The 22,104-nt window shown below is 49.2% G+C and carries 16 protein-coding genes; 12 read left to right on the plus strand and 4 right to left on the minus strand.

Features of this window, described 5'->3' with window-relative positions; all coding sequences use genetic code 11:
- Together KDK13_RS02385 and KDK13_RS02390 are read left to right on the plus strand one after the other, a co-directional pair.
- Positions 1–451 (plus strand): L-serine ammonia-lyase, iron-sulfur-dependent, subunit alpha (locus KDK13_RS02385; RefSeq protein ID WP_257283207.1); only part of this gene is annotated, 451 nt, incomplete at its 5' end.
- Positions 452–619: 168 nt separating this feature from the next.
- On the plus strand, positions 620–1,318 hold the full coding sequence (locus KDK13_RS02390) for a hypothetical protein (RefSeq protein WP_257283209.1): 699 nt from the start codon (positions 620–622) through the stop codon (positions 1,316–1,318).
- A 93-nt stretch (positions 1,319–1,411) separates the two neighbouring features.
- Here KDK13_RS02390 and htpG read toward each other — a convergent pair whose 3' ends face one another.
- Positions 1,412–3,328, minus strand: coding sequence for a molecular chaperone HtpG (gene htpG, locus KDK13_RS02395; RefSeq protein WP_257283210.1), 1,917 nt, complete (start codon positions 3,326–3,328; stop codon positions 1,412–1,414).
- Positions 3,329–3,621: 293 nt separating this feature from the next.
- Here htpG and KDK13_RS02400 point away from each other — a divergent pair, with 293 nt between their 5' ends.
- The 5 genes from KDK13_RS02400 (at position 3,622) to KDK13_RS02420 (ending at position 10,164) form a co-directional block, all read left to right on the plus strand.
- Complete coding sequence (locus KDK13_RS02400) at positions 3,622–4,026, plus strand: hypothetical protein (RefSeq protein ID WP_257283212.1); 405 nt, start codon at positions 3,622–3,624, stop codon at positions 4,024–4,026.
- Positions 4,027–4,049: 23 nt separating this feature from the next.
- Positions 4,050–4,817 carry a class II glutamine amidotransferase gene (locus tag KDK13_RS02405; RefSeq protein ID WP_257283213.1) on the plus strand — a complete coding sequence of 256 codons (768 nt, stop codon included), beginning with the start codon at positions 4,050–4,052 and terminating at the stop codon, positions 4,815–4,817.
- 85 nt (positions 4,818–4,902) lie between these two features.
- Positions 4,903–5,751 carry a hypothetical protein gene (locus tag KDK13_RS02410; RefSeq protein ID WP_257283214.1) on the plus strand — a complete coding sequence of 283 codons (849 nt, stop codon included), beginning with the start codon at positions 4,903–4,905 and terminating at the stop codon, positions 5,749–5,751.
- Positions 5,752–5,923: 172 nt separating this feature from the next.
- The gene (locus tag KDK13_RS02415) at positions 5,924–7,075 is read left to right on the plus strand and encodes an efflux RND transporter periplasmic adaptor subunit (protein ID WP_257283216.1); all 1,152 of its coding nucleotides are present in this window, start codon (positions 5,924–5,926) and stop codon (positions 7,073–7,075) included.
- A 2-nt stretch (positions 7,076–7,077) separates the two neighbouring features.
- Positions 7,078–10,164 carry an efflux RND transporter permease subunit gene (locus tag KDK13_RS02420; RefSeq protein WP_257283217.1) on the plus strand — a complete coding sequence of 1,029 codons (3,087 nt, stop codon included), beginning with the start codon at positions 7,078–7,080 and terminating at the stop codon, positions 10,162–10,164.
- 90 nt (positions 10,165–10,254) lie between these two features.
- On the opposite strand, the gene KDK13_RS02425 is transcribed toward KDK13_RS02420, so the two are convergent.
- Positions 10,255–12,315, minus strand: a complete 2,061-nt coding sequence (locus tag KDK13_RS02425; protein ID WP_257283219.1) for an AarF/UbiB family protein — start codon at positions 12,313–12,315, stop codon at positions 10,255–10,257.
- Positions 12,316–12,526: 211 nt separating this feature from the next.
- Positions 12,527–13,576, minus strand: a complete 1,050-nt coding sequence (locus KDK13_RS02430) for a potassium channel family protein (protein ID WP_257283221.1) — start codon at positions 13,574–13,576, stop codon at positions 12,527–12,529.
- Positions 13,577–13,846: 270 nt separating this feature from the next.
- On the opposite strand from KDK13_RS02430, the gene KDK13_RS02435 reads away from it, so the two are divergent.
- The 4 genes from KDK13_RS02435 (at position 13,847) to KDK13_RS02450 (ending at position 16,248) form a co-directional block, all read left to right on the plus strand.
- Positions 13,847–15,061: a multidrug effflux MFS transporter gene (locus KDK13_RS02435; protein ID WP_257283222.1), complete on the plus strand. Its 1,215-nt coding sequence runs from the start codon at positions 13,847–13,849 to the stop codon at positions 15,059–15,061.
- Between the two features lie 82 nt (positions 15,062–15,143).
- Positions 15,144–15,398, plus strand: a complete 255-nt coding sequence (locus KDK13_RS02440) for a type II toxin-antitoxin system HicA family toxin (RefSeq protein WP_257283224.1) — start codon at positions 15,144–15,146, stop codon at positions 15,396–15,398.
- A complete protein-coding gene (locus KDK13_RS02445) occupies positions 15,395–15,727 on the plus strand; it encodes a type II toxin-antitoxin system HicB family antitoxin (protein ID WP_257283226.1) in 333 nt (110 codons plus the stop codon). The genes KDK13_RS02440 and KDK13_RS02445 overlap by 4 nt, the downstream gene beginning before the upstream one ends.
- Positions 15,728–15,789: 62 nt before the next feature.
- Complete coding sequence (locus tag KDK13_RS02450; protein ID WP_257283227.1) at positions 15,790–16,248, plus strand: deaminase; 459 nt, start codon at positions 15,790–15,792, stop codon at positions 16,246–16,248.
- A gap of 29 nt (positions 16,249–16,277) precedes the next feature.
- Here KDK13_RS02450 and KDK13_RS02455 read toward each other — a convergent pair whose 3' ends face one another.
- A complete protein-coding gene (locus KDK13_RS02455; protein WP_257283229.1) occupies positions 16,278–19,604 on the minus strand; it encodes a hypothetical protein in 3,327 nt (1,108 codons plus the stop codon).
- 275 nt (positions 19,605–19,879) lie between these two features.
- Here KDK13_RS02455 and metH point away from each other — a divergent pair.
- The coding region (gene metH, locus KDK13_RS02460) for a methionine synthase (RefSeq protein ID WP_257283231.1) at positions 19,880–22,104 on the plus strand (2,225 nt) is incomplete at its 3' end.

Genomic DNA, 22,104 nt, shown 5'->3' on the forward strand with positions numbered 1-22,104 from the left:
CCAAAAATACTGCAATTCCGCCATTGGCTCGCTGATCAAGATGAATGCGTCGATTTCCGGTGCTGAAGCGGGCTGCCAGGCTGAAGTAGGCTCTGCATGCTCAATGGCCGCCGCGGCGCTGGCTGCTGTTCAGGGCGCAACCATGGAACAGGTGGAAAATGCCGCCGAAATCGGCATGGAACATCATCTGGGCATGACCTGCGACCCCATCGCAGGATTAGTGCAGATCCCCTGCATTGAACGCAATGGCATGGCTGCCATCAAGGCGATTACTGCGGCCCGTCTGGCCATGCGCGGCGATGGTGACCATGCGGTCTCCCTGGATAGCTGCATTGAAACCATGTACCGGACCGGGCTGGATCTTCAGGCCAAATACCGTGAAACATCATTGGGTGGCCTGGCGGTGTACGCCAGGGCACAACCCATCAAAATTATCAATATGGCATCCTGAACAGGATCATCTGCCTGATAGCAAAAAGGCGAAGTCATGACTTCGTCTTTTTGCCGCTTAACCCGCAGGACAAGCCAGCCTCATAGCCAAAAGTCTTATTTATAAAAAACATTAAAAGCAACAATAATTATATTAATTGGAAATTAACGCTGTCAGGGAGAAGTAGCCATGAAGATTGCATCAAAAATTAAGCAGGCTTTACATATTACGGATCAATCAGAAAATAAAAAAATTAGAAATCTTGATGAAGGTAGTTTCAAGAGTCATAAAGTCACTGGTTCTGCAGAGAATACTCATATGCCTTGCAGTTCAGATATCACTATATCCGGCGATGATTCCCGAATCCCCTTGAGTATGCAAAGTATCGCAGTGGCTGTTCAAAAACCAGCTGGCCCACCCGCTGCGCCGCCACCACCGCCGATAAAGATACAAACAGACACTTGGGCGCAAATCAAACAGAATATCCATGCCAATCAAAATGAAGTGGAGAAAAAAGGCAAAAAAATAGTGAATAGTGACCATATGAAAGCATTGTTTGATAGGCTGAAAAAACGCAGGAAAGAAACCGAAAGAACAGAGACGGTCCTGGTCACCGAACCACGGGAGCTGGAATCTCAGTCAGTCGAACCTGCCAGGGTAGCTCCTGTGAAAATTGAAGCTGTTTATGTCGCTCCGGGCATGATTCCTCCACCACCACCCCTTCCTGCTGTTTTATCGGGTAAGAAGGTGAAAAACAATGATGGGAAACCGGCATCTGAATCTGAACAAGGGTTAAAAAGATCTGAATCATCCACTGCCCCACGATTTAGGATGACGCTGGATATGATCAAAAATATCAGGCTAAAGAGGACTGAGAGGAGTTTTTGAAATCTTGCAAATGCAGACAGGGTAATCAGGTAGCAAAGAGGCAAAGCCACGGCTTCGCCTCTTTGCTGGTTAACCCACCATCTTAAGTCGGCTTCAGTCAGCCATTTCCAGCAACAGTTTGTTAAGACGCTTGACATAAGCCGCCGGATCGTCCAGTTGACCACCCGCCGCCAGACTGGCCTGATCAAATACCACACGGGTGAGATCGGCAAAACGATCTTCGTCCACTTCTTTATCCAGTCGGTCAATCAATGGGTGTTCCGGGTTAATCTCAAAGATCGGTTTGGATTCCGGCATGCTCTGGCCTGCCGCTTCCATGATGCGCCGCATCTGCAGCCCCATGTCGTGCTGCCCAACCACCAGGCAGGCTGGAGAGTCCGTCAGACGGTGAGTCACCCGAACCGCTTCGACATCAGCACCCAGCACATCCTTGATGCGCTTGACCAGATCTTCATTCTCTTTGGCCGCCTCTTCCTGAGCCTGCTTCTCTTCTTCGGAGTCCAGCTTGCCGAGGTCGAGATCGCCACGGCCAATATCCACGAATGATTTGCCGTCAAACTCGAACAGGTGCGACATCAGCCACTCATCGACGCGGTCAGAAAGCAACAGAACTTCCAGCCCTTTCTTGCGGAACACCTCCAGATGGGGGCTGTTGGCCGCCGCTTTAGGCGTCTCTGCGGCAATGTAGTAGATCTTGTCCTGACCTTCTTTCATTCGGGAAACGTAGCCTTCTAGGGATTGATCCTGCTCAGGCCCCTGGCTCTCAGTGGATGAGAAACGCAGCAGTTTGGCGATACGCTCACGGTTGGCATAATCTTCTGCTGGCCCTTCCTTGAGCACCTGGCCAAACTCTTTCCAGAAACTGGCGTATTGTTCAGGCTCTTTCCTGGCCAGTTTCTCCAGCATATCCAGCACACGTTTGGTGAGCGCGGTTTTCATGCTGTCTACTGCCGGATCTTTCTGCAGTATTTCTCGGGAAACGTTCAGTGAAAGATCATTAGAGTCAATCACACCCTTGATAAAACGCAGGTACATGGGCAGGAATTCATCCGCCTGATCCATGATAAAGACACGCTGAACATAGAGTTTCAGCCCTTTCTGCATATCACGGTTATACAGGTCAAATGGTGCCCTCGCTGGAATATAAAGCAGGCTGTTGTATTCCAGTTTGCCTTCTACCCGGTTATGGCTCCACTTCAGCGGGTCGGTATGGTCATGACTGATGTGTTTGTAAAACTCTTTATACTCATCATCCGTGATGTCGCTGCGGGAGCGGGTCCACAGGGCTTTCGCCGTATTCACCGTTTCCCACTCAGGCGCTTTTTCTTCTTTCTCTTCTTTTTCTTCTTCCTCTGCCGTCGGCATCACTTCCTTGCGCATCAGGATTGGCATGGAGATATGGTCAGAGTATTTGCGGATGATATTACGCAGGCGCCAGCCATCAGCAAACTCTTCAGCTTCAGGCTTCAGGTGCAGAATAATGGTGGTACCCCGCTTGTCCTTTGTTATTGGCTCAACGGTAAACTCACCGGAGCCGTCAGACTCCCAGCGCACAGCCTCTTCTGTGTCTGCCTTGCGGGTTTCAACGGTGACCTTGTCAGCAACGATAAATGCAGAATAGAAACCGACACCAAACTGGCCGATCAGCTGGGAATCTTTCTTCTGGTCCCCCGTCAGTGTTTTCAGGAAATCCGCAGTACCGGATTTGGCAATGGTACCCAGATGGGCAATCACATCTTCACGATTCATGCCAATACCGTTATCAGCGACCGTTACGGTTTTGGCTTCCTTATCGAAATCTACCCTGATTTCAAGGTTTGGGTCACTTTCCAGCAACGCGCTGTTATGGAGTGCCTCGTAACGCAGCTTGTCTGCGGCATCGGAAGCGTTGGAAATCAGCTCCCGTAAAAAAATCTCACGGTTAGAGTAGAGAGAGTGAATCATCAGGTGCAGAAGCTGTTTCACCTCAGTCTGAAAACCCAGAGTCTCTTTTTTCGTTTCGACTGCCATTAGAACCTCAATCCCGGTTAATCAACACATTGAGTATTTTGATAGTCAGGAGATATGGGCAGTCGTTGAGATTTCAACCCTCTTTCGGTCTTTGGTTATTAAATTTCATTTTATCACCAGTGGCTGTTTTCACAGGGTGGTCAATTGATGCAAAATGCACCCTTGTCGGTTATTTAGTTAATACGATCGTTTTATTTTGGCTGGTCATACCAGCGCTACCTCCTGACAACACCAAAGGAAGGCGGTAAATAACATTAACCGCCATTGGTTCAATGGCGGTTGTTGGAGTGTCAATGACGGAATTGCAGTATTTTTGGGGCTGGGCAGTTTACCTGGCAGGAGCCTTCGGCTGCCTGCTGAGCCTGTGGTTTATTGTTGGTAATTGGCATCCGCGGCTTAAGCGGCCTCTGATGCTGGTTTTTGCTGTACTGTTTTTCCTGCCCGGTACTGTTCACCCCGACCAGAGCTATCTTGGCCCGGCCTTCCTTATCAGTCTTTATGATGGCCTTAGCCTGGGCGTTGACGCCATTTGGCGAACGGGTCGGACTGTGGCAATTGCCGCCGGTGTTGCAGCGATTGCAGGCGTGTTATTACCGGTCAGCAAGGCGAAAAAAGCAGTTCCTGACAAAAGGACAAACCACGCTCAACGTCAACGCAAGGAACCCGCCCTGAGTCCTGCTTCTAACCAGAAACCCTGAACTTAACCGCGATTTATCAACTAATGTGTGAACTTCTTGGCATGAGTGCCAACACCCCTACGGATATTGTGTTCAGCTTCAGTGGCCTGATGCAGCGTGGCGGCAAAACCGGCCCCCACAGCGATGGCTGGGGAATCGCGTTCTATGAAGGAAAAGGGTTGCGTGAGTTTCGTGATCCCAACCCGAGCTGTGATTCTGAAATTGCCAACCTGGTCTGTCGCTACCCGATCAAAAGCCATATTGTGATCAGTCATATACGGCAGGCAAATGCAGGAAGAATTGCGCTGGAAAACACTCACCCGTTTACCCGGGAACTCTGGGGCAAATACTGGACCTTTGCTCACAATGGCCAGTTAAAAGGCATCAAAAAATTCCCTTTAAAACAATACTTCCCAGTGGGCACCACGGACAGTGAATACGCTTTTTGCTGGATCATGGACCAGGTACGCGGGCGTTTCCCGAAACCACCCAAAAGGATGAGTACTGTTCAACGCTTTATCCAGAAGCTCTGCGGCGAACTGCGTGAGCTGGGCGTATTTAATATGTTGCTGACAGACTCCCGTTACCTTTATTGCTACTGCAGTACCCGGTTAAACTGGATAACTCGCAGGGCGCCGTTTGATCAGGCCAGTCTCAAAGATGCCGACATCACTGTGGATTTTGCCAACGAGACGACAGAAAACGACATTGTTTCTATAATAGCCACTGACCCGTTAACCATTGATGAGACCTGGCACCCTATTCAGCCGGGAGAGATGATAGTTTTTGATAATGGAGAGCTGGCCGCGTAAAAAAACAGCTTAACTGAAAGCCAGATATCAACCAACAATTACAATAAGTGGGTCTCTCATCAGTTCAGCGACTTATAGGGTTATTATGAGTACACCGATCGGAAGGCCTGCGTCAGCAAATGATATAAACATCGGCCACTTTGAAGAACGTTTGTATCAGGCAAAAAAAGCACCAGACCTTAAATATTCCCTGTTCCATGGCAGAACGGCCAGAGAGCTTCGCGAACCGATCAGCGTGTCAACGTTCCGAATAGAGGATGACACTGTAGCCCCATACCAGGTGATGGCTGACCGGGCCTGTACATCCACAGGGAGTGCTTCCTCACTGTCCAGCCTCACCTCAACCCAGACAGGGATGACTGCCTATAACAGTGGTGTGCATCAAACTCCGCAGACCGCACCCGGCCGATCATTTTCTTTCCCGCAGGATAATCGGGACGCATACATTATCAACATGCACACCTTCAGGCCAGAAAACCACCCGTTGCGCCGGGATGCTGCTGATTCTGCCTGTCTCCAGCTTAACTGGTGGGAACGCAACAAAAAGTGGAACAGCACTTTTATCATCAGTACCCTGGCAACCGCCACAACCGTCGCGGCCTCGCTGCTTTCAGACATGATCCGCGACGGGGACCAGGCGCTTTTCCAGAGGTCAGGGTCGGTTATCGTCTGCTGGGCACTGTTGGTGACATTTATCACCCTCAGGAAAAGAAGTGAAAAAATGCCAAGCCACGAGCTGATGATTGAAGCAACCAACCCCGGGTTTTCCCGCGAGGGGGAGATGAGGCTAAGGGATCTTTCGGAACAGATCGGCGATGCCAGGGTCACAGCAAGGAAAGTGAAAAAAACCGCCAGTGAGTGTGACTGGGTAATTCTGTTGGCAAGTATCATTGGTACCCTGATTTGGGGTTATGGCGATCTGGTTACCAGGTAAATCAACGTCCCCATATCCGACTGCTGGATGCTCTGATGATACAGCCTGCGTCAACCTACCGTAATTTTCAGGGTATTGTTCGATCCTTTGGCGATATAATCGCTTCCATTTATAAATTCAGTCAGAAAATTCTGATGTCACTTAATTCCCACAGGCAGGAGACCTACGGGTCATGACACCAAGCTCTCTTTTCACACCACCGTGGTTGGTATTCGCTCGGGCACTTCCGACCAAACCCGGGAAAATCCTGGTGATTGCCCTGACATGCCTGGCAACTATTACCCAGGCACCTCCATCCCATGCAGCCCCAAAAAGAGACGCCCCTGCGGTAACGGCCTTTCCAGTGATGGAAACCACATTGCAACAACATTTAATAGCACTGGGAAACCTGAAAGCCAACCAGTCCGTTGACATTACCCCGCAAATCAATGGTCGTATTGTTGCTCTTCACCTGAAAGATGGTGCTCACGTCAAATCAGGAAAATTGCTGGTTGAACTGGATGACCGTGAGCAGGCGGCTATTACCGCCCAGGCGCGAATTGCCTTTGAAGATGCCCATCGTCAACTGGACTCTATGGAAACACTGATCACCAGGAAAGCCATCTCCGTTGATGAACTCAAGGCCCAGCGCGCGACGGTTGACCGTCTTGAGGCCGCGTTACAGGCGGAAATGGCCATACTGGATCACTATACGCTGGAAGCGCCTTTTACCGGAATGTTGAGCTTCCACGAACAGAGCGTCGGTGCCCTGCTCAATGCCGGTACCGTACTGACCACGCTGGATGATCTCAGTACCATGAAATTGACCTTTGACCTGCCGGAAAACACCCTCAGCTATATCAGAAAAGGTGCCCGAATTTCTGCCACCACTGATGCCTGGCCCGGAAAAACCTTTACCGGCACCATCGACAGCATCAACCCCCGGATTGATCCGGTCAATCTGACCTTTCAGGTCAGGGCCCTGCTGGACAACCCCGACTCACACCTTCTCCCGGGCATGCTGATGCGCACCTCCATTGAACGTCCGGGCGATCGGCAACTGGTCGTCCCCTCGCGCAGCATTCTGTTTGACGGTAACCGCCGTTATGTTTTCGTGATTAACGGGCAAAACCAGGTGGAACGCAGAACCATTACCACCGGGCAAACCATTGATCAGTACATTGTGGTGTTAACCGGATTGGCCAAAGGCGAGATGGTGGTTAATGAAGGTGCGGTAAAAGTTACCGATGGCCGCCGGGTAAAAGTGCTTGAGATACTTGGGAAAGAACAGCCTGTTCTCTCTTCCAATCCGGTTAAACCGGCAGCTGCGGATGGATTGCTCTAACCATGATACTGTCTGATTTATCCATCAAACGACCGGTATTTGCCACTGTCGTCAGTCTGCTGCTGATCACCTTCGGGGTTGTCTGCTTCCGGATGCTGCCGGTTCGGGAGTTGCCGGATATTACCCCGCCTACTGTGATGGTTTATACCGGGTATGCCGGGGCTTCTGCCGAGGTCATTGAAAGCAAGGTCACCAATGTTATTGAGGATCAGCTCGGTGGTATTGAAGGGGTGCGCTTTATTGAAAGCACCAGCCGCAATGGTACGTCCCGGATTAATATCGAGTTCTCTCCCGACCGGGATATGGAAACCGCAGCCAATGATGTCCGCGAAGCGATGTCACGGGTTATCTGGCGCCTTCCGGATGATGCCGAGTCACCCATTGTCTGGAAGAATGATGGCAGTGGTGAAACCATTATCGATGTCAGCCTGCAAAGTGACACCATGTCTCTGATTCAGCTTACTGACTATGCGGAACGAACCTTGCAGGATCGCCTTTCCCTTATTGATGGCGTCAGCTCGGTTGACATCATGGGTGCCCGGGAATATGTCATGCGCATTGAACTGGATGCCCAGTCAATGGCTGCCCGCCAGATCACTACCAGCGACGTCCGCAGCGCCCTGCGCCGCGACAACGTTGAGCTTCCTGCCGGTGAATTAACCGACAGTTTGAGAACGCTGCCCGTCCGGGTCAATCGTGACTACAACACCATTGGCGATTTCCGTCGTCTGCTTATTCGTCAGGATGGCAGCAGCAAAGTCTATCTTGAGGATATTGCCACCATCCGTACAGAGGCAAAAGAGATTGAGACACTGGCAAAAGCCAATGGCCGGAACGTATTGAGCCTTGGCATTGTGCCACTTTCCCAGGCCAACCCGCTGGAAGTCATTCAGAACGTGAAAGATGAGATCAATGCGTTCGCCCCTTTCCTTCCGGAAGGCACCTATATGACCACCACACGGGACTCTTCCATTTACATCCAGTCAGCCATTGATGAAGTGTATGCCACCCTGGCCATGACCATTGCCCTGGTGATACTGGTGCTTTATATTTTTCTTGGCAATCTCCGGGCCACCCTGATTCCGGCCGTTACGGTGCCGGTTTCCCTGATCAGTGCGTTTATCGTTATTCACCTGCTGGGCTACTCCATCAACCTGCTAACGCTTCTGGCGCTGGTTCTGGCCATTGGTCTGGTGGTGGATGATGCGATTGTGGTTCTGGAAAATATCCATCAGCACCTGGAGCGTGGTGAACCTCCCCTGGTCGCTGCCTGGAAAGGTGCCCAGGAGGTGAGCTTTGCCGTGGTGGCAACCACGGTGGTTCTGGTGATGACATTTGTGCCCATCGTATTTATGGAAGGCACCGTTGGCCGGCTCTTCTCGGAATACGCCGTAACGCTTATTGGGGCGGTGGTTTTCTCAAGCCTGATCGCCCTAACCCTGTCGCCAATGATGAGTTCTCAGCTGCTGAAACTGAATGTAAAACCTTCAAGGGCCAGCCAGCTGATTGAAAAATCACATCAGTGGCTCACGGACGTTTACCGTCGAGCGTTGGCAAAAATGCTCAAATTCCAATGGGCTGGCCTGATTTTACTGCTGGCATCACTGGGGTTGACGGTTGTGCTCTACCCTTTGATTCCCCAGACCTTCACACCCGCTGAAGACCGGGGTGAGTTTATTGTCATCGTCAAGGGTCCTGAAGGCGCTAACTATGACAGTATGGAAGAAAGCATGTTGCAGCTGGAAGCGAAACTCCTGCCAAACCTGAACGATGGTCTCCTGCAGTACCTGTTTGTCCGCTCCCCGGGCTGGGGCGGCAATGGTACTAACTCCGGTATTCTGATCGGCACACTGGAAGACTGGGATGACCGGGATGTCAGTGCTGCCGAAGTCATGGGCCAGGTACGTCAGCTGGTGGCGGATATTCCCAATGTCCGGGCTATTCCTGTTATGCGCTCCACCATCGGTGGCCGTTCCGAATCCCCTGTTCAATTTGTACTCGGTGGCGGTTCCTTTGATCAGCTGGTGGAATGGGCTGATGTTATTGCAGAAAAGGCTCGTGAGAACCCGGGGCTGCGAGATGTTGATATTGACTTCAACCAGAATCAGCCACAGCTGGAGATCACCATTGACCGGGAGCGGGCCCAGGAACTCGGTGTTTCTGCAGAAGAAATCGGGGCAACCCTGGAAACCATGCTGGGCGGTGTGACAGATACCACCTTTATGGAGCGAGGTGAGGAATACGATGTTTTCCTGCGTGCCGGGGAAGACGCCTTTACCAGTACTCTTGACCTGGCTTCGCTTTACGTCCGCTCCCATACGACTGGCGAGTTGATCCGTCTCGATAATCTGGTGTCCGTGGTGGAAGTGGGTAAAGCCGCCATGCTGAAGCACTACAACCGCAACCGGGCAATCACTATCTCCGCTAACCTGGAAGGTAACTACTCCATTGGCGAAGCACTGGAGTTTCTCGACCGGCAGGTGGTCGAACACCTGCCCCCGGAGGCTATTGTCAATTACAAAGGGGAGTCCCTGGACTATCGATCCAACCAAAGCGCCATTTTCTTTGTTTTTGCCATGGCCATGCTGGTGGTGTACCTGGTACTGGCTGCCCAGTTTGAAAGCTTTGTTCACCCGATGATTGTTATGCTCACCGTCCCTCTCGGTATTTCCGGGGCACTGTTTGGTCTTTACATCAGTGGTGAAACCCTGAATATCTTCAGTCAGCTGGCCATGATCATGATGATCGGATTATCAGCCAAGAATGGCATTCTGATTGTGGAGTTTATCAACCAGCTCCGGGATCAGGGGAGGTCCTTTAATGAGGCAGTGCTTGAGGCATCAGCTTTGCGACTCCGCCCTATTCTGATGACCGCACTTACCACGGTGGTTGGTGCCATTCCCCTGCTGCTGGCAACAGGTGCTGGTTCAGAGTTCCGGTTCTCGATAGGCGTCGTTGTTTTTGCCGGGGTAGCCGTCTCAAGTCTGTTAACCCTGTTTGTGGTGCCATCCATATATGCATTGATTGCCAGAAGAACTACATCTCCAGACCATGTGACAAGACAGCTGGAAAAGTTGCTGACTCCATGACGCTCTCTACTCTCAGGCCATCCACTCTCAGGCCAATACCGGTTGCCGTATATCGGTTACCGGTTAAGCCTGATAACTCTGGGTTTATTACTAATTCACTCTAATTGGCACCGGTGGAGGAACTCTACTACCGGGCCAGGAATAACTGTTCGGATGTCGGGGATAAACAGGCGGCATCTGCCATTGCTGAATCAATTGATTAACCTCGCGTCTGAATTCATCAGGGGGTAAATCTGTTTTTAAGAGTAATTGAGACGCTGCATAACGCAATTGCTCATTAGATACTGGTATGTTTCTCAATAGTCCAAGTAGCCATTGACGTAATTCTGGATCCTGCTGTAGCAGCATCAGCAGGGCATTTTGATCAGCGACGTTTCCGAAAGGCAAACCTGAATTGTCATCGCTGCCCAACAATTCGACCAATGAAGGCACGATTTTGTCCAGTGACTTTCTTGCTTCATCGGTCATAGTATTCTGGGAATCAATTAATATCTTGGCCCTGAACAACGCTGCAGTTTCTTTTGGCATCTTCACATGGCAGTTATAGGCACTGTTAAACAGGTCAGTAACTTTGTTCTCAATCTCGCCCACCCCACGATAGGGCATCAGATTCAGAACTTCCTGCTTAAGCTTATCCCAATTTACTTTATCAGATTCATAGTCACCCAATGTTTGCAGACATTGAATGACCTCATCCGCATACTGACTTCTCCGGGATGCTCCGGACTCTTCACGGAGTCTGTTCATCGCGCCAAGAATGGTATAGGAGGCTTTCACCGCATCCCTTGAGACCCTTTGTGCATTACCCAGGTCAATAAAGTAAATACTCAGTCTGCCATTCTCAACGGCTACCATGACATTACCATCATGCATATCCGCATTAAAAAATCCCGTCTGGGCATAACAATAAGACCAGTATTCAAATGCCAGTTTTTTCAAACTGAATCTGAAAGCGAGTAAGTGATCGTCGGTTATTTTCGCCGGATCGATATTAAATAACTTTGCCGCAAGGCCCCGAAGTTTTGGCTGGTCATTTTCACTTAGCGTAACCCCATCAATTTTTTCCATGCCCAGGGCATGGGAAGATGCAGTATCACCATAAACAGCCGGCACTTTAAAATTAACCGGAAGCCTCAGCAAAACCCTGCCGGTGACAGGATGCTGGATAGGCCACCCATTTGGCCGCTCAGGCAGCGCATATGCACACTCCGGTAATTCGTTTTGTCGAATATCAAAAATATGCTGCTGCGCAATGGCCTTGTTAGCAAAATCCTGTTGCCGTGTTCTGTTGGCTTCAGTGATCAGATTCAATTCTTCCCTGACACTGTCAAAGAATGAGAAAATGGCATGTTTACTCCCTTTATTAATTGAACTGGGTGAAAAGAAGGTAACCAGCCCCAGCATGAACCTGAGAACCCGTAAGTCAGAGTAAACCCTGGTTTCACTTGACGCGGAAACGGTCTTGACAATCAGGCGCCCTCCTCCGTTCAGGATAATCTCATTGACCTCACCAATTGAACCGGTGCCGAGATTAACCCGTTCATCCAATCGCCCCGGGTCGTAATCAATACCCGCTTCATCAAGGCAATGAACCAGCTCAGCCCTGGTCATTGGCTTATTGCTGGTGGTGACGTGGGATAAAGCTTTGGTAAATTGCTCATGGTCATCACCAAACAGATTTTTGGCTATTGTGGGAGAACTGCATACAAACTGAATTGCCTTAACCAGAATTCCCCCCTGGGCTTTATCTGCAGCGTTTTTAAGACTGTCTATGCTGCCACCATACCACCAGATACTGAAGAGAATCCCCATCATCCTGAACGTTCTGACTGCACTGGCAAATCCGTTTTTGATCTGTTCATCCAGCCATTCAAGGGAAGATAGAGTACGAGGCTGGCGTCCAACAATGACCTGATCATCAGGCACTTTAGAGGGGTTATCAGGGTCAAATTGTTGTTCGCCCAGGTTCGACACAGCCGGGGCAGGCCTGACACTATGACCGACCGGACAAGCCGTTGATCCGTAAGGCACTTGTTGCGGCGTGAAGGCTGCTGTATGAACACCTTGGGATAATGGATCGACTTTTGGATAATAACCGGGTTGATTCGGCATTGCGCTGGCCGGGTTACAATGTCCATTAGCTGGCATCATGGACAGGACTCCTTGTTGTTATTAGTTGAAAGATTACTTTTTTAAAACAAAAAAAGTGATTTAACCCAATATGGGAAAACATCACACAATAATTGATTAGTACTTGAGACTGATTAAAAGATTAAAAGTTCACTATTATTTCTGTTCTATATAAAGCAGCAACTTAAAAATATCATTATTCATCAGCCCTGTGGATTGATTCCAACTGAAACTAAAGCTGCTCCCAGTGAATTTCATTCCCGTGAATTCGCTGGGCTGACAGGTAATAAACAACCTGCCCGGCTTCCACCCGATCATTACCGGGCGGGTTTAACCTCAGGTCGTCACCGGTTGCTGACCCGGCTACTCCGAGGACTATGGCTTCGTGATGAACTTTAAAAAACTCCAGCAGTCGTCCAAAGGTAGTCCCCGCAAAATCTTCAGGCACATAAACACTGTACTGTGTTGGCCCGGTCAACGTTGATAACAGTTGCTGTTGCACACGGGAAGACCCCGGATCCTGGGCAGAACGGACCAGCAATTCCATGGAAAGATTACTGTGACACTCAATTTGCGGGCAGTGGGACTGAAGCAGTTTTACCATTTGCAGACTGTCAAACCAGGCAACAATATGTGCCTTCGTTTTTGTCGCGGCAATACTCAGGCAGGCTGCCAGGGTCTGATCATCCGAGTCAAGAAAAACGATAACTCTGCCCGCATTGCCAATACCGGCCCGCTCAATAAACGACTGATCCGTCAAACTTTCCCCCCGGGCAAACAGAATCTGTTCAGGAAAAGGATTGTCCATTTCCTGGCTGGCACACAGTAATACCTTGCGATTCTCACGACGACTGTCACCAAAAATCAGTTCCACCATTTTCGGGGTGTGATTACGATTCCAGCCAAATATCACGATATGATTTTCCAAACCTGAAAAATTGCCTCTGCCCTGCATACCCCTTCTCCATACCGTAAGAAAAAATGATGACATCTTCCCCAGCCCCCCTGCGAGAAGCACAACGCCACCGGGAAGAATAAATAACGCGGCCAGGACTCGCCCAGGGGCACTGCCCGGGCTAAGGTCGCCATAACCGACGGTGGTCGATGTAGTGACATAAAAATAGAGCCACTGATCAAAAGGCAGAAGTGCTGATTCACCGGCCAGCCACATCAGTGCCCAGGATAAAATGCAGTGGCCGAGCAATACCATCAGCAAAACCAGCCAGCTCAGTTTCAGAAACTGATGGTGAAAGAAACGCAACGTTGATTTAAGAAAGCTCAAGTTAATCGCTCCATGAATGATCCAGGAGCCTGTCGGACCCGGAACAGACCAACAGCCTATCAATGTACGATGGTAACATATACAGTTATCACATTAATTTATAACATTGACTTATAACATCAATTTTTAAAACTATCTGAAAGCATAAAAAAAAATTACTTTAGCCATATCTCTGTGATCTACGTAGTAAAAATTGGCATAAACACGGATTGTTGATTCGTCGTACCTGTCGCATTCTCCGCCTATTTTTCAAGCTATCAGTGGACCACCATGCGACACTTGTCTCCCGAAAAGCACCCCGCTTTTGTTCTGATCATCCTGACCCTGTTTGCGGTGGTTGGCCCGGTGTCCATAGATATTTTCACCCCTTCACTGCCGGCAATTACCGCGTTTTTTGGCACGACTTCCGCTATCGCTCAATGGAGTGTTGGCTTATTTATGTTGGGCTTTTCTCTCTCTATGCTGATTGTCGGCCCACTGGCTGACCGTCTGGGACGTAAGAAAACCCTGCTGATGGGCTATACCCTTTACCTGGCGGCAACCGCAATAACGCTGCTGACCGATAGTATTTATCTCTTCATTGCTGCCCGTTTTGCCCAGGCTGTTTTTGGCTGTTTCGGCACAGCCGTTGCCAGAATGATTGCCCGGGACTATTACCGTGACCAGATGGAAATGAAAATGCTGGCCTATATTGGCGGCTGCCTTACCATCGCTCCCATGGCGGCACCGATTATCGGCGGTTATCTGCAGGAATATGCCGGCTGGGAGTACAGCTTCTATGTAATGGCAGCAATGGCTGTCATTGCGATACTGGCACTGACGCTTCTGCCAGAGAATAAGCTGGAAAAAACAACGCAAAAGCCTGCTCCGAATTCTGTGATGGCAGGCTATAAAGCAGTGCTGACTGATTCACGCTACCTGCGCTTTACCATCGCCGCCGGTTCAGCATTTGCCGGAGCCTTTGTATTTGTGGCCGGAGGCTCATTTGTGCTTATTGGTCAGTTAGGCATTTCTCCGGCAACCTACGGCTATCTTTTTGCTGTCGCTATTGCCAGCTACCTGCTCAGTGCATCCATGGGTCCTAAGTTGACCGCCACCATGAGTCGCAGCCAGAGCACTCTGGTCGCTGGCAGCCTGCTGATCATCGGCGCCCTGGTTTCCCTGGTCAGTGGTTTGCTGACGGATGGCCTATCCATCACCGGCTATGTTGCGGGTATCGCGATTTATGAACTGGGCCTCGGTCTGTTTATGCCTCTCTGCCAGGCCAGGGCCACTGAACATATGAAAGAGAACATGGGTACCGCCGCAGGCCTGATTTTCTTTATTGAGATGTTGCTGGCAACTCTGATCAGTGCATTGGTCGGCTTCCTGCCGGTAGCAGGCACCCTGTCACTCTCAGCCATTACCTTAATGGCTGTTGCAATCTCCGGTTTCTGTCTGATGAAAACCAGCGATGTATCACAAGTCAATCCACAGACTGCCTGAATCTGTTTCTATCTAAACAGGGCATTGCTGATAGTACTATTATCCGGTACCATTGAAGCTATACTGTTTACCAATCAAGACAATGAAAAAGAAACATGCCACGACACTGCGCAAACTGTTTGCCAGACCAGTCATCGGCAGCATTCACTGGGCCGATATTGAAAGCCTGTTTCTTGCTCTCGGTGCCAAAATTGAAGAGCGTGAAGGCAGCCGGATCAAGGTGGTACTGTTTGCTGAAGTACGGATTTTTCACCGCCCACATCCGTCACCGGATACCGACAAGGGCGCGGTGGCCAGTATCCGCCGGTGGCTGGAGAACCACGGAGTGACGCCATGATTAACCAGATGAACATCAACGGCTATACCGCCGTCATTACTTACGATCCGGACATTGACCTGTTCCGGGGCGAGTTTATTGGCCTGAACGGCGGCGCGGATTTTTATGCGGCGGATGTCAAGAGTCTGCACCAGGAAGGCAAGGTCTCCCTGAAGGTGTTTCTAAAGGCCTGTCAGGAGGAAGGCATTGAGCCACGCAAGTCTTTCTCCGGCAAGCTGAACCTGCGCATTGACCCGGACCTGCACGAATCCGCCAGTGTGGCGGCAGCAGCCAGTAATCGCAGTTTGAATCAGTTTATTAATGATGCATTGCGCCAGAGCCTGAATTAATAGCTTTTGTGTTAGTAAGCGAAAAGACGACGTTTTCAGAAAATTCAAGGAATAAATTATCAATGGCCATCGATAGCAAGGGCATTAGATCGGTTGATACTGTATACATGGAGATGGCCCACTCCCTGGCCAAATTATCAAAGTGTGTGCGCCTTCAGGTCGGCTGTCTGCTGGTCAAGGATGGACGGGTGCTTTCCACAGGGGTTAATGGCACGCCTTCAGGCTATATCAACTGCAATGAGGCCGAGTACGAGGAACACCACCTATGGTCGCTCAGGCATGAAATTCATGCGGAACTCAATGCGGTCATCTGGGCAGCACGGTTGGGTACGCCCATTGAAGGGGCTACCGCTTATGTAACCCACAGTCCCTGTGATCAGTGCACCAAGAACCTGTTGGCCGCTGGAATCCAGCGCATCGTTTATGACATCCAGTATGACCGAAATCCCCAGGAGGAACTTTCGCAGTTCTGTCGGGAAAACGGCGTTGCTATCGAGCAGGTGTCCATTAACAAAGCGTAGGCTTTCCGCATCAGGGGGCATCCAGCCCTCTAAATAATGTCCGAGACATGTTGTGGGTCGATAAAATTACGAAAGTCATAGAACTTTTCAGCCAAATTGGAATAGTCTTGGGGGGAGTGGCCATATAGTGAGTGACATGTCTGTTCTTTTCCCTCATGGCAAGTAAATTCCCAATGAATATCTTTCATGACATGGGCCGCTGTTGAAAATTGAGCGCCAACCTGTACACAAAATTCAGGATGAACGTGATCTATCAGCCCTTTAATGTCCTTTTTCAACAAATCCGGATTACTGAACCACAGTGGTGAAGGCAAGCACTGAAACGCATGGTGAAAAACAGACTCCACCTGTTCACGCACACAGTGCAAGATAGATAACCGTAGCTCTGCCTTTAATGCATGGATCGTTTGGCCAGAACCACGACATTGGGCATAAAGCGCACGGTTATCAAAACTCTTACATCTCAGCAGCCACTCTCTATTTTGTATAAAGTGTAACTGTGCTACCGGATTTTCAATCTTGCCCACATATTGATCAATGATTTTCAAAACACCATCATAATCTCCCCGGCCAATGTCAAGGTGGAGTAGCCGATTGGTTAAATCATGTCTTAAAGTGCGGGTCTTCATCCAGCCACGCTCAACTTCTTTTATTGAGAAACCAACAGGAATTTTACCGCCCTGATTCACAGCAAGCCGAAACGGGTCAGACTTGCCGGTGACGAGTTGCCATTGGTTTTCGGGTTGGGCCTGTTGTTGATAATGTTGTTGATAATGATGTTGAGGATGATCTTGAGGATGGCTTTGTCCCTCAAACTCTGATGCACTGTCAAGATTCAGCTCAGACTCCAGATTCGGCACTGGAATAGAAAAACGCTTTTCACTCTGGAAGTCAGCTGGCTTTTGTTCCTGGCAAGCCCGTCCCCTGTCAGCAGCAGGCAGACTCTTTTTCTTTCCTTTCCTTTTTCTGGCAGGTTGACGTTCAGGCTTCTTTTCAACAGTATCTTCACTATAAGATTGATCATCTCCTATTAGTGACTCTGCCTTTTTTTCAGGTTTAATTTCCTCTAACTGGCTCTCCAATTGCAGAATTTTTTCACCAACCAGTTTAATCTCCATGGGAATTTTAAACCTTACCGACCTTACATTACTTTTATCTTCCTGATCATGTAAAAAACAACGGTAAGCTTTCCACTGTTTTAGTGAGTCTGGCAGATATCCCCGTTTTTCAAGCAACATGGCCAGATATTTATTCATTTCAGGCCGTGAGCCAATCACTGCCCGGTAATTAAGTTCTGCTTTACTGAGCCATTCCTTACATTGTTCAGATGATTCTTTCTGAGAGCTGGCAAGCTTTTCGTAAAGAATGCCTAAGAATGCTTTAATACAAACATCTCTGATTTTGTCCTTTTCAAGAAAATTAATGGCTAATTGGTATTCCTCCCTTGATGCCATGCAAAGCCCGAAATAAAGTGCCTTGCTTTTACCCTTGGTTCGCTTGAGAAGTTGCGATCCCTTTGCGGGTTCACCCAGCATATAGTAATACAGGGCGATTCTTTCAGAATACAGTTGTACAAATGGCGTCGATCCATGCAACGATTTATTAAATTCAAAGGCATTATCCATGGACATCTTCAGCATTTCGGCGCTTTGATTATCACTGTCGCTTATTTCATATCGAATGAATGCCAGATATTCAAGCGCTTTTTCCGGATTCAAGGTGGTTGAGTATGGCCAACGGGAAAACCCCAGATCATTCCAGAGCATGGTTAATAAAGCAAAGGTATTGTATTTTTCAGAATTATCAGCAACACTTCTATACGCTTCAACATCCTCCAGAATTTCTGCGATAACAAAACAGGTAAATTTTGCCAGTGCAATCTCTGATTCCTGTTTAGCGCATCTCTCCACCGCCAGACTCAGAGTAGATAATTGAGTCCGGTCCCTGGATGTCCAGTGGTAATTCATCATAAATCCTGAACCGAGAAGGCTTAAAACCCAAAAGTCAGTACCTTGAAAGATACCCCTCTTAATACTGGCCATCGCCATTTTATGAAGCTTGGCGTTGTAAGTTCTTGCCATATTCTGTTGAGCTGAATTTACAGTATTTCTTTTACCATCATTATTTTTTCCAGCACAGATGCCTGCTGAGCACTCCATAGCCATCCTGCAGTAAAAATGTCCTAATGATTGGATAAACGCAAAATAGGCAATCTCTTTCTCATAAAGGGATAACTCTGTATCCAATAAAAGCTCGTTAAAATAATTTTCAAGAATATCAACATTGGTAAGATTAACTGCCTCAATATATAGATCATTGATATGTATTTGGTAAAGATGGTGAAAAATAACCACTATTTTATCGAGCTTTGTCAAACTAAAGTCAGGCTTCATAACTTCGGATAACGGCTCTGATAACTCCCCCTTCATGCTACTGCTTTTTACGGCTTCCAATTCATCCCTGTATGGATTATCCACTACATCGCTTAAAGCAGAGTCATGCACTTTTGATCCATTCTGGCTGGCCGTAACAGGTTCATTGCTACCTTTGCCAAGAATCGAACCAAGTCGGCCCATGACCTCGTTGAACTTTTTTTCACTGAAAGATTCTGAAGCAAGAGAACTTGCACCGCTGCTATCACTGCTTCCTTCTGTTGAGACAATGGCTTTTTTCAACTCGCTAACGCTTTTCAAAAACAACCTGCCTTTGTCAAAAGACTCGGCAGCTGTCTTCAAATCCTCACGAGCTGTCTTCAAGCACTCACCAACAGAATGAAGCTTCTTTAAACAAATAACGGTTGATTCCGGAAAGTATTTCTCGTTACTGGGAAGCCACCATAAATCCAGCACCCTCATGAAAGCGGCACCATTGGATGATTTTGGTAATAAGTCGCCAAGAGATTGAAACTTACTGAATGCTTCCTCCTCAGTTGCCATGCCGTACAACATTCTTGTGAGGATATTCTCCTGTATATACAGTGCGGCTAACTTAAATCTTATCAATTCCTTTTTCGGAATCTCACCATGAACACCGGTGAGTTCAATTATCTGTGTTTCTATTTCGTCGAGCTGCCGGGCCTGTATCTCCGGATCCAGAGCTGCTTTTTTTTCATTTTGTTCAGCTTGTTCGGCACTCTCCGGTTTAATTTCCTGTGCCGCACCTTCACACAGTGATTCCTGAGCCGTTTCACTCTGGCTTGATTTCAATAAAGCCTGTGTACTGACTCCATGAGACTGTTCGGGCGATTCAATTACACGAACCTCCCTGTCAACAATGCCCTTCCCATTACCATCTCTGGACGAGTCCGCCTCCATGAGGGCTTTTTCACTGACCAATACTGTTGGTGTAACGTTCAATTGCTGTGTATCAGAACACATCTCCCCACCCTCAAAGCTATGCCTTACCGGGGTGTGGCTGTTACTCATTGGCTCCATGATTTATCACCTGCTTATCTATTTTTAAACAATTAGATCCCCCGATTGAGAAAGGTTTCACTAAATTGGCATTATGGATAATTGGTTTTCAGAACCCATACACCCACACTTTTTTCTGCCCATTAGAAACCAGAGGCAGCGGGGGGTTAAGTTCTGGTACTATAGCCTGCTAGAAAAAATAACACTGGTTGCTATCCATGCTGCAAGCTACGCCACACCAAAAAAAAGCCCTCTCTGACCTGGCACAACTGCTGGAAAAACGCATTCTGATTCTTGATGGTGCCATGGGCACCATGATCCAGGGCTATAAGCTGGGGGAAGCCGACTACCGTGGCGAACGCTTTGCCAGCCATTCCTGCGATGTCAAAGGCAACAATGACCTTCTGGTATTGACCCGGCCGGACATTATTCAACAGATCCACCGGGAGTATCTTGAAGCCGGTGCCGATATTCTGGAAACCAACACGTTTAATGCCACCACCATCGCCATGGCGGATTACCGGATGGAAGACCTGGTACCGGAAATTAACCGTGAAGCCGCCCGTCTTGCCCGTGAAGTGGCTGATGAATTTACCCGGGCCAACCCGGATAAACCCCGTTTTGTAGCCGGTGTGCTTGGCCCAACCAACAGAACCGCTTCCATCTCTCCCGATGTCAACAATCCCGGCTACAGAAACACCAGCTTCAATAGACTGGTGACCGCTTATCAGCAGGCCGCCAGAGCCTTGATTGAAGGTGGCGCTGATATCCTCTTGATTGAAACCATTTTTGATACCCTGAACGCGAAAGCGGCCATCTTTGCGGTGCGTGACCTGTTTGACCAGCTGGGTTTTGCGCTGCCGATCATGATTTCCGGCACCATAACCGATGCTTCCGGTCGCACCCTGTCCGGTCAAACGACGGAAGCCTTCTGGAACTCAGTAGAACATGCCCAGCCAATATCCGTTGGATTGAATTGTGCCCTGGGCGCCAGTGAGTTACGTCCGTATCTTGAAGAACTGTCGAACTGCGCAGGCACCCGGATCAGTGCTCACCCTAACGCTGGCCTGCCCAATGCTTTTGGTGAATATGACCAGAGCCCGGATGAGATGGCAGAGATTGTCGCCGAATTTGCCCACTCCGGCCTGGTCAATATTATTGGTGGCTGTTGCGGTACCTCCCCGGCACACATTAAAGCCATTGCTGAGAAGGTGGCTGATATTCCCCGTCGAGCCATTCCGACCATTCCGGTCGCCTGTCGTTTAAGTGGACTGGAGCCATTTAACATTGACCGGGGCTCATTATTCGTCAATGTGGGTGAGCGCTGTAACGTCACCGGTTCTGCCCGCTTCAAACGGCTGATTATCGAAGAGGATTACGATACAGCCCTGGACGTCGCCCGTGACCAGGTGGAAAACGGTGCCCAGATTATCGACGTTAATATGGATGAAGGAATGCTGGATGCCAAAAGCGCCATGACCACATTCCTTAACCTGGTGGCCTCCGAGCCGGATATTTCCAGAGTGCCGATCATGGTGGACTCCTCCAAATGGGAGGTCATCGAAGCCGGGCTGCAATGTATACAGGGCAAAGGTATTGTCAATTCCATCAGCCTGAAGGAAGGTGAAGACATTTTCCGCAGGCAGGCCCGCCTTTGCCGTAACTATGGTGCCGCCGTTGTGGTGATGGCCTTTGATGAGCAGGGCCAGGCAGATACCGAAGCCAGGAAAATAGAAATATGCCAGCGGTCCTACGACATTCTGGTCAATGAAGTCGGCTTCCCGCCCCAGGACATTATTTTTGACCCCAATATTTTTGCCGTGGCCACCGGTATTGATGAGCACAATAACTATGCTGTGGATTTCATCAATGCGGTTCAATACATTCGCGAAAATCTGCCCCATGCCATGAGCTCCGGTGGGGTCAGTAATGTCTCTTTCTCGTTCCGGGGTAACAACCCGGTTCGGGAAGCCATTCATGGGGTCTTCCTCTACCATGCCATCAAGGCCGGACTGACCATGGGCATTGTTAATGCCGGGCAGCTGGAGATCTATGAAGAAATTCCCGAAGCACTAAAAGACAAGGTTGAAGACGTTATTCTCAACCGCTCAGCCAATGGGACTGAAGCACTGCTGGCCATTGCTGATCAATACCGGGAAGGTGGTTCATCCGGCAAAAAAGAGGAAGACCTGGCCTGGCGGGAATGGCCAGTTAATAAACGACTGGAACATGCGCTGGTCAAAGGCATCACCACCTGGATTGTTGACGATACCGAAGCGGCAAGACAGGCCGCCAGCCGCCCTATTGAGGTGATTGAAGGGCCACTGATGGATGGCATGAACGTGGTGGGTGACCTGTTTGGTGTCGGCAAAATGTTCCTGCCCCAGGTGGTGAAAAGCGCCCGGGTGATGAAACAGGCGGTTACACATGTTGTGCCCTTTAT

The organism is Endozoicomonas sp. SESOKO1 (assembly GCF_024606265.1).
In the GTDB taxonomy this organism is placed as follows: Bacteria; Pseudomonadota; Gammaproteobacteria; order Pseudomonadales; family Endozoicomonadaceae; genus Endozoicomonas.

Bases quoted from the DNA above. Each gene is read 5' to 3' on its own strand.
- KDK13_RS02390 (WP_257283209.1), top strand. From the start codon at position 620: ATGAAGATTGCATCAAAAATTAAGCAGGCTTTACATATTACGGATCAA.
- htpG (WP_257283210.1), bottom strand. From the start codon at position 3,328: ATGGCAGTCGAAACGAAAAAAGAGACTCTGGGTTTTCAGACTGAGGTG.
- KDK13_RS02400 (WP_257283212.1), top strand. From the start codon at position 3,622: ATGACGGAATTGCAGTATTTTTGGGGCTGGGCAGTTTACCTGGCAGGA.
- KDK13_RS02405 (WP_257283213.1), top strand. From the start codon at position 4,050: ATGTGTGAACTTCTTGGCATGAGTGCCAACACCCCTACGGATATTGTG.
- KDK13_RS02410 (WP_257283214.1), top strand. From the start codon at position 4,903: ATGAGTACACCGATCGGAAGGCCTGCGTCAGCAAATGATATAAACATC.
- KDK13_RS02415 (WP_257283216.1), top strand. From the start codon at position 5,924: ATGACACCAAGCTCTCTTTTCACACCACCGTGGTTGGTATTCGCTCGG.
- KDK13_RS02420 (WP_257283217.1), top strand. From the start codon at position 7,078: ATGATACTGTCTGATTTATCCATCAAACGACCGGTATTTGCCACTGTC.
- KDK13_RS02425 (WP_257283219.1), bottom strand. From the start codon at position 12,315: ATGATGCCAGCTAATGGACATTGTAACCCGGCCAGCGCAATGCCGAAT.
- KDK13_RS02435 (WP_257283222.1), top strand. From the start codon at position 13,847: ATGCGACACTTGTCTCCCGAAAAGCACCCCGCTTTTGTTCTGATCATC.
- KDK13_RS02440 (WP_257283224.1), top strand. From the start codon at position 15,144: ATGAAAAAGAAACATGCCACGACACTGCGCAAACTGTTTGCCAGACCA.
- KDK13_RS02445 (WP_257283226.1), top strand. From the start codon at position 15,395: ATGATTAACCAGATGAACATCAACGGCTATACCGCCGTCATTACTTAC.
- KDK13_RS02450 (WP_257283227.1), top strand. From the start codon at position 15,790: ATGGCCATCGATAGCAAGGGCATTAGATCGGTTGATACTGTATACATG.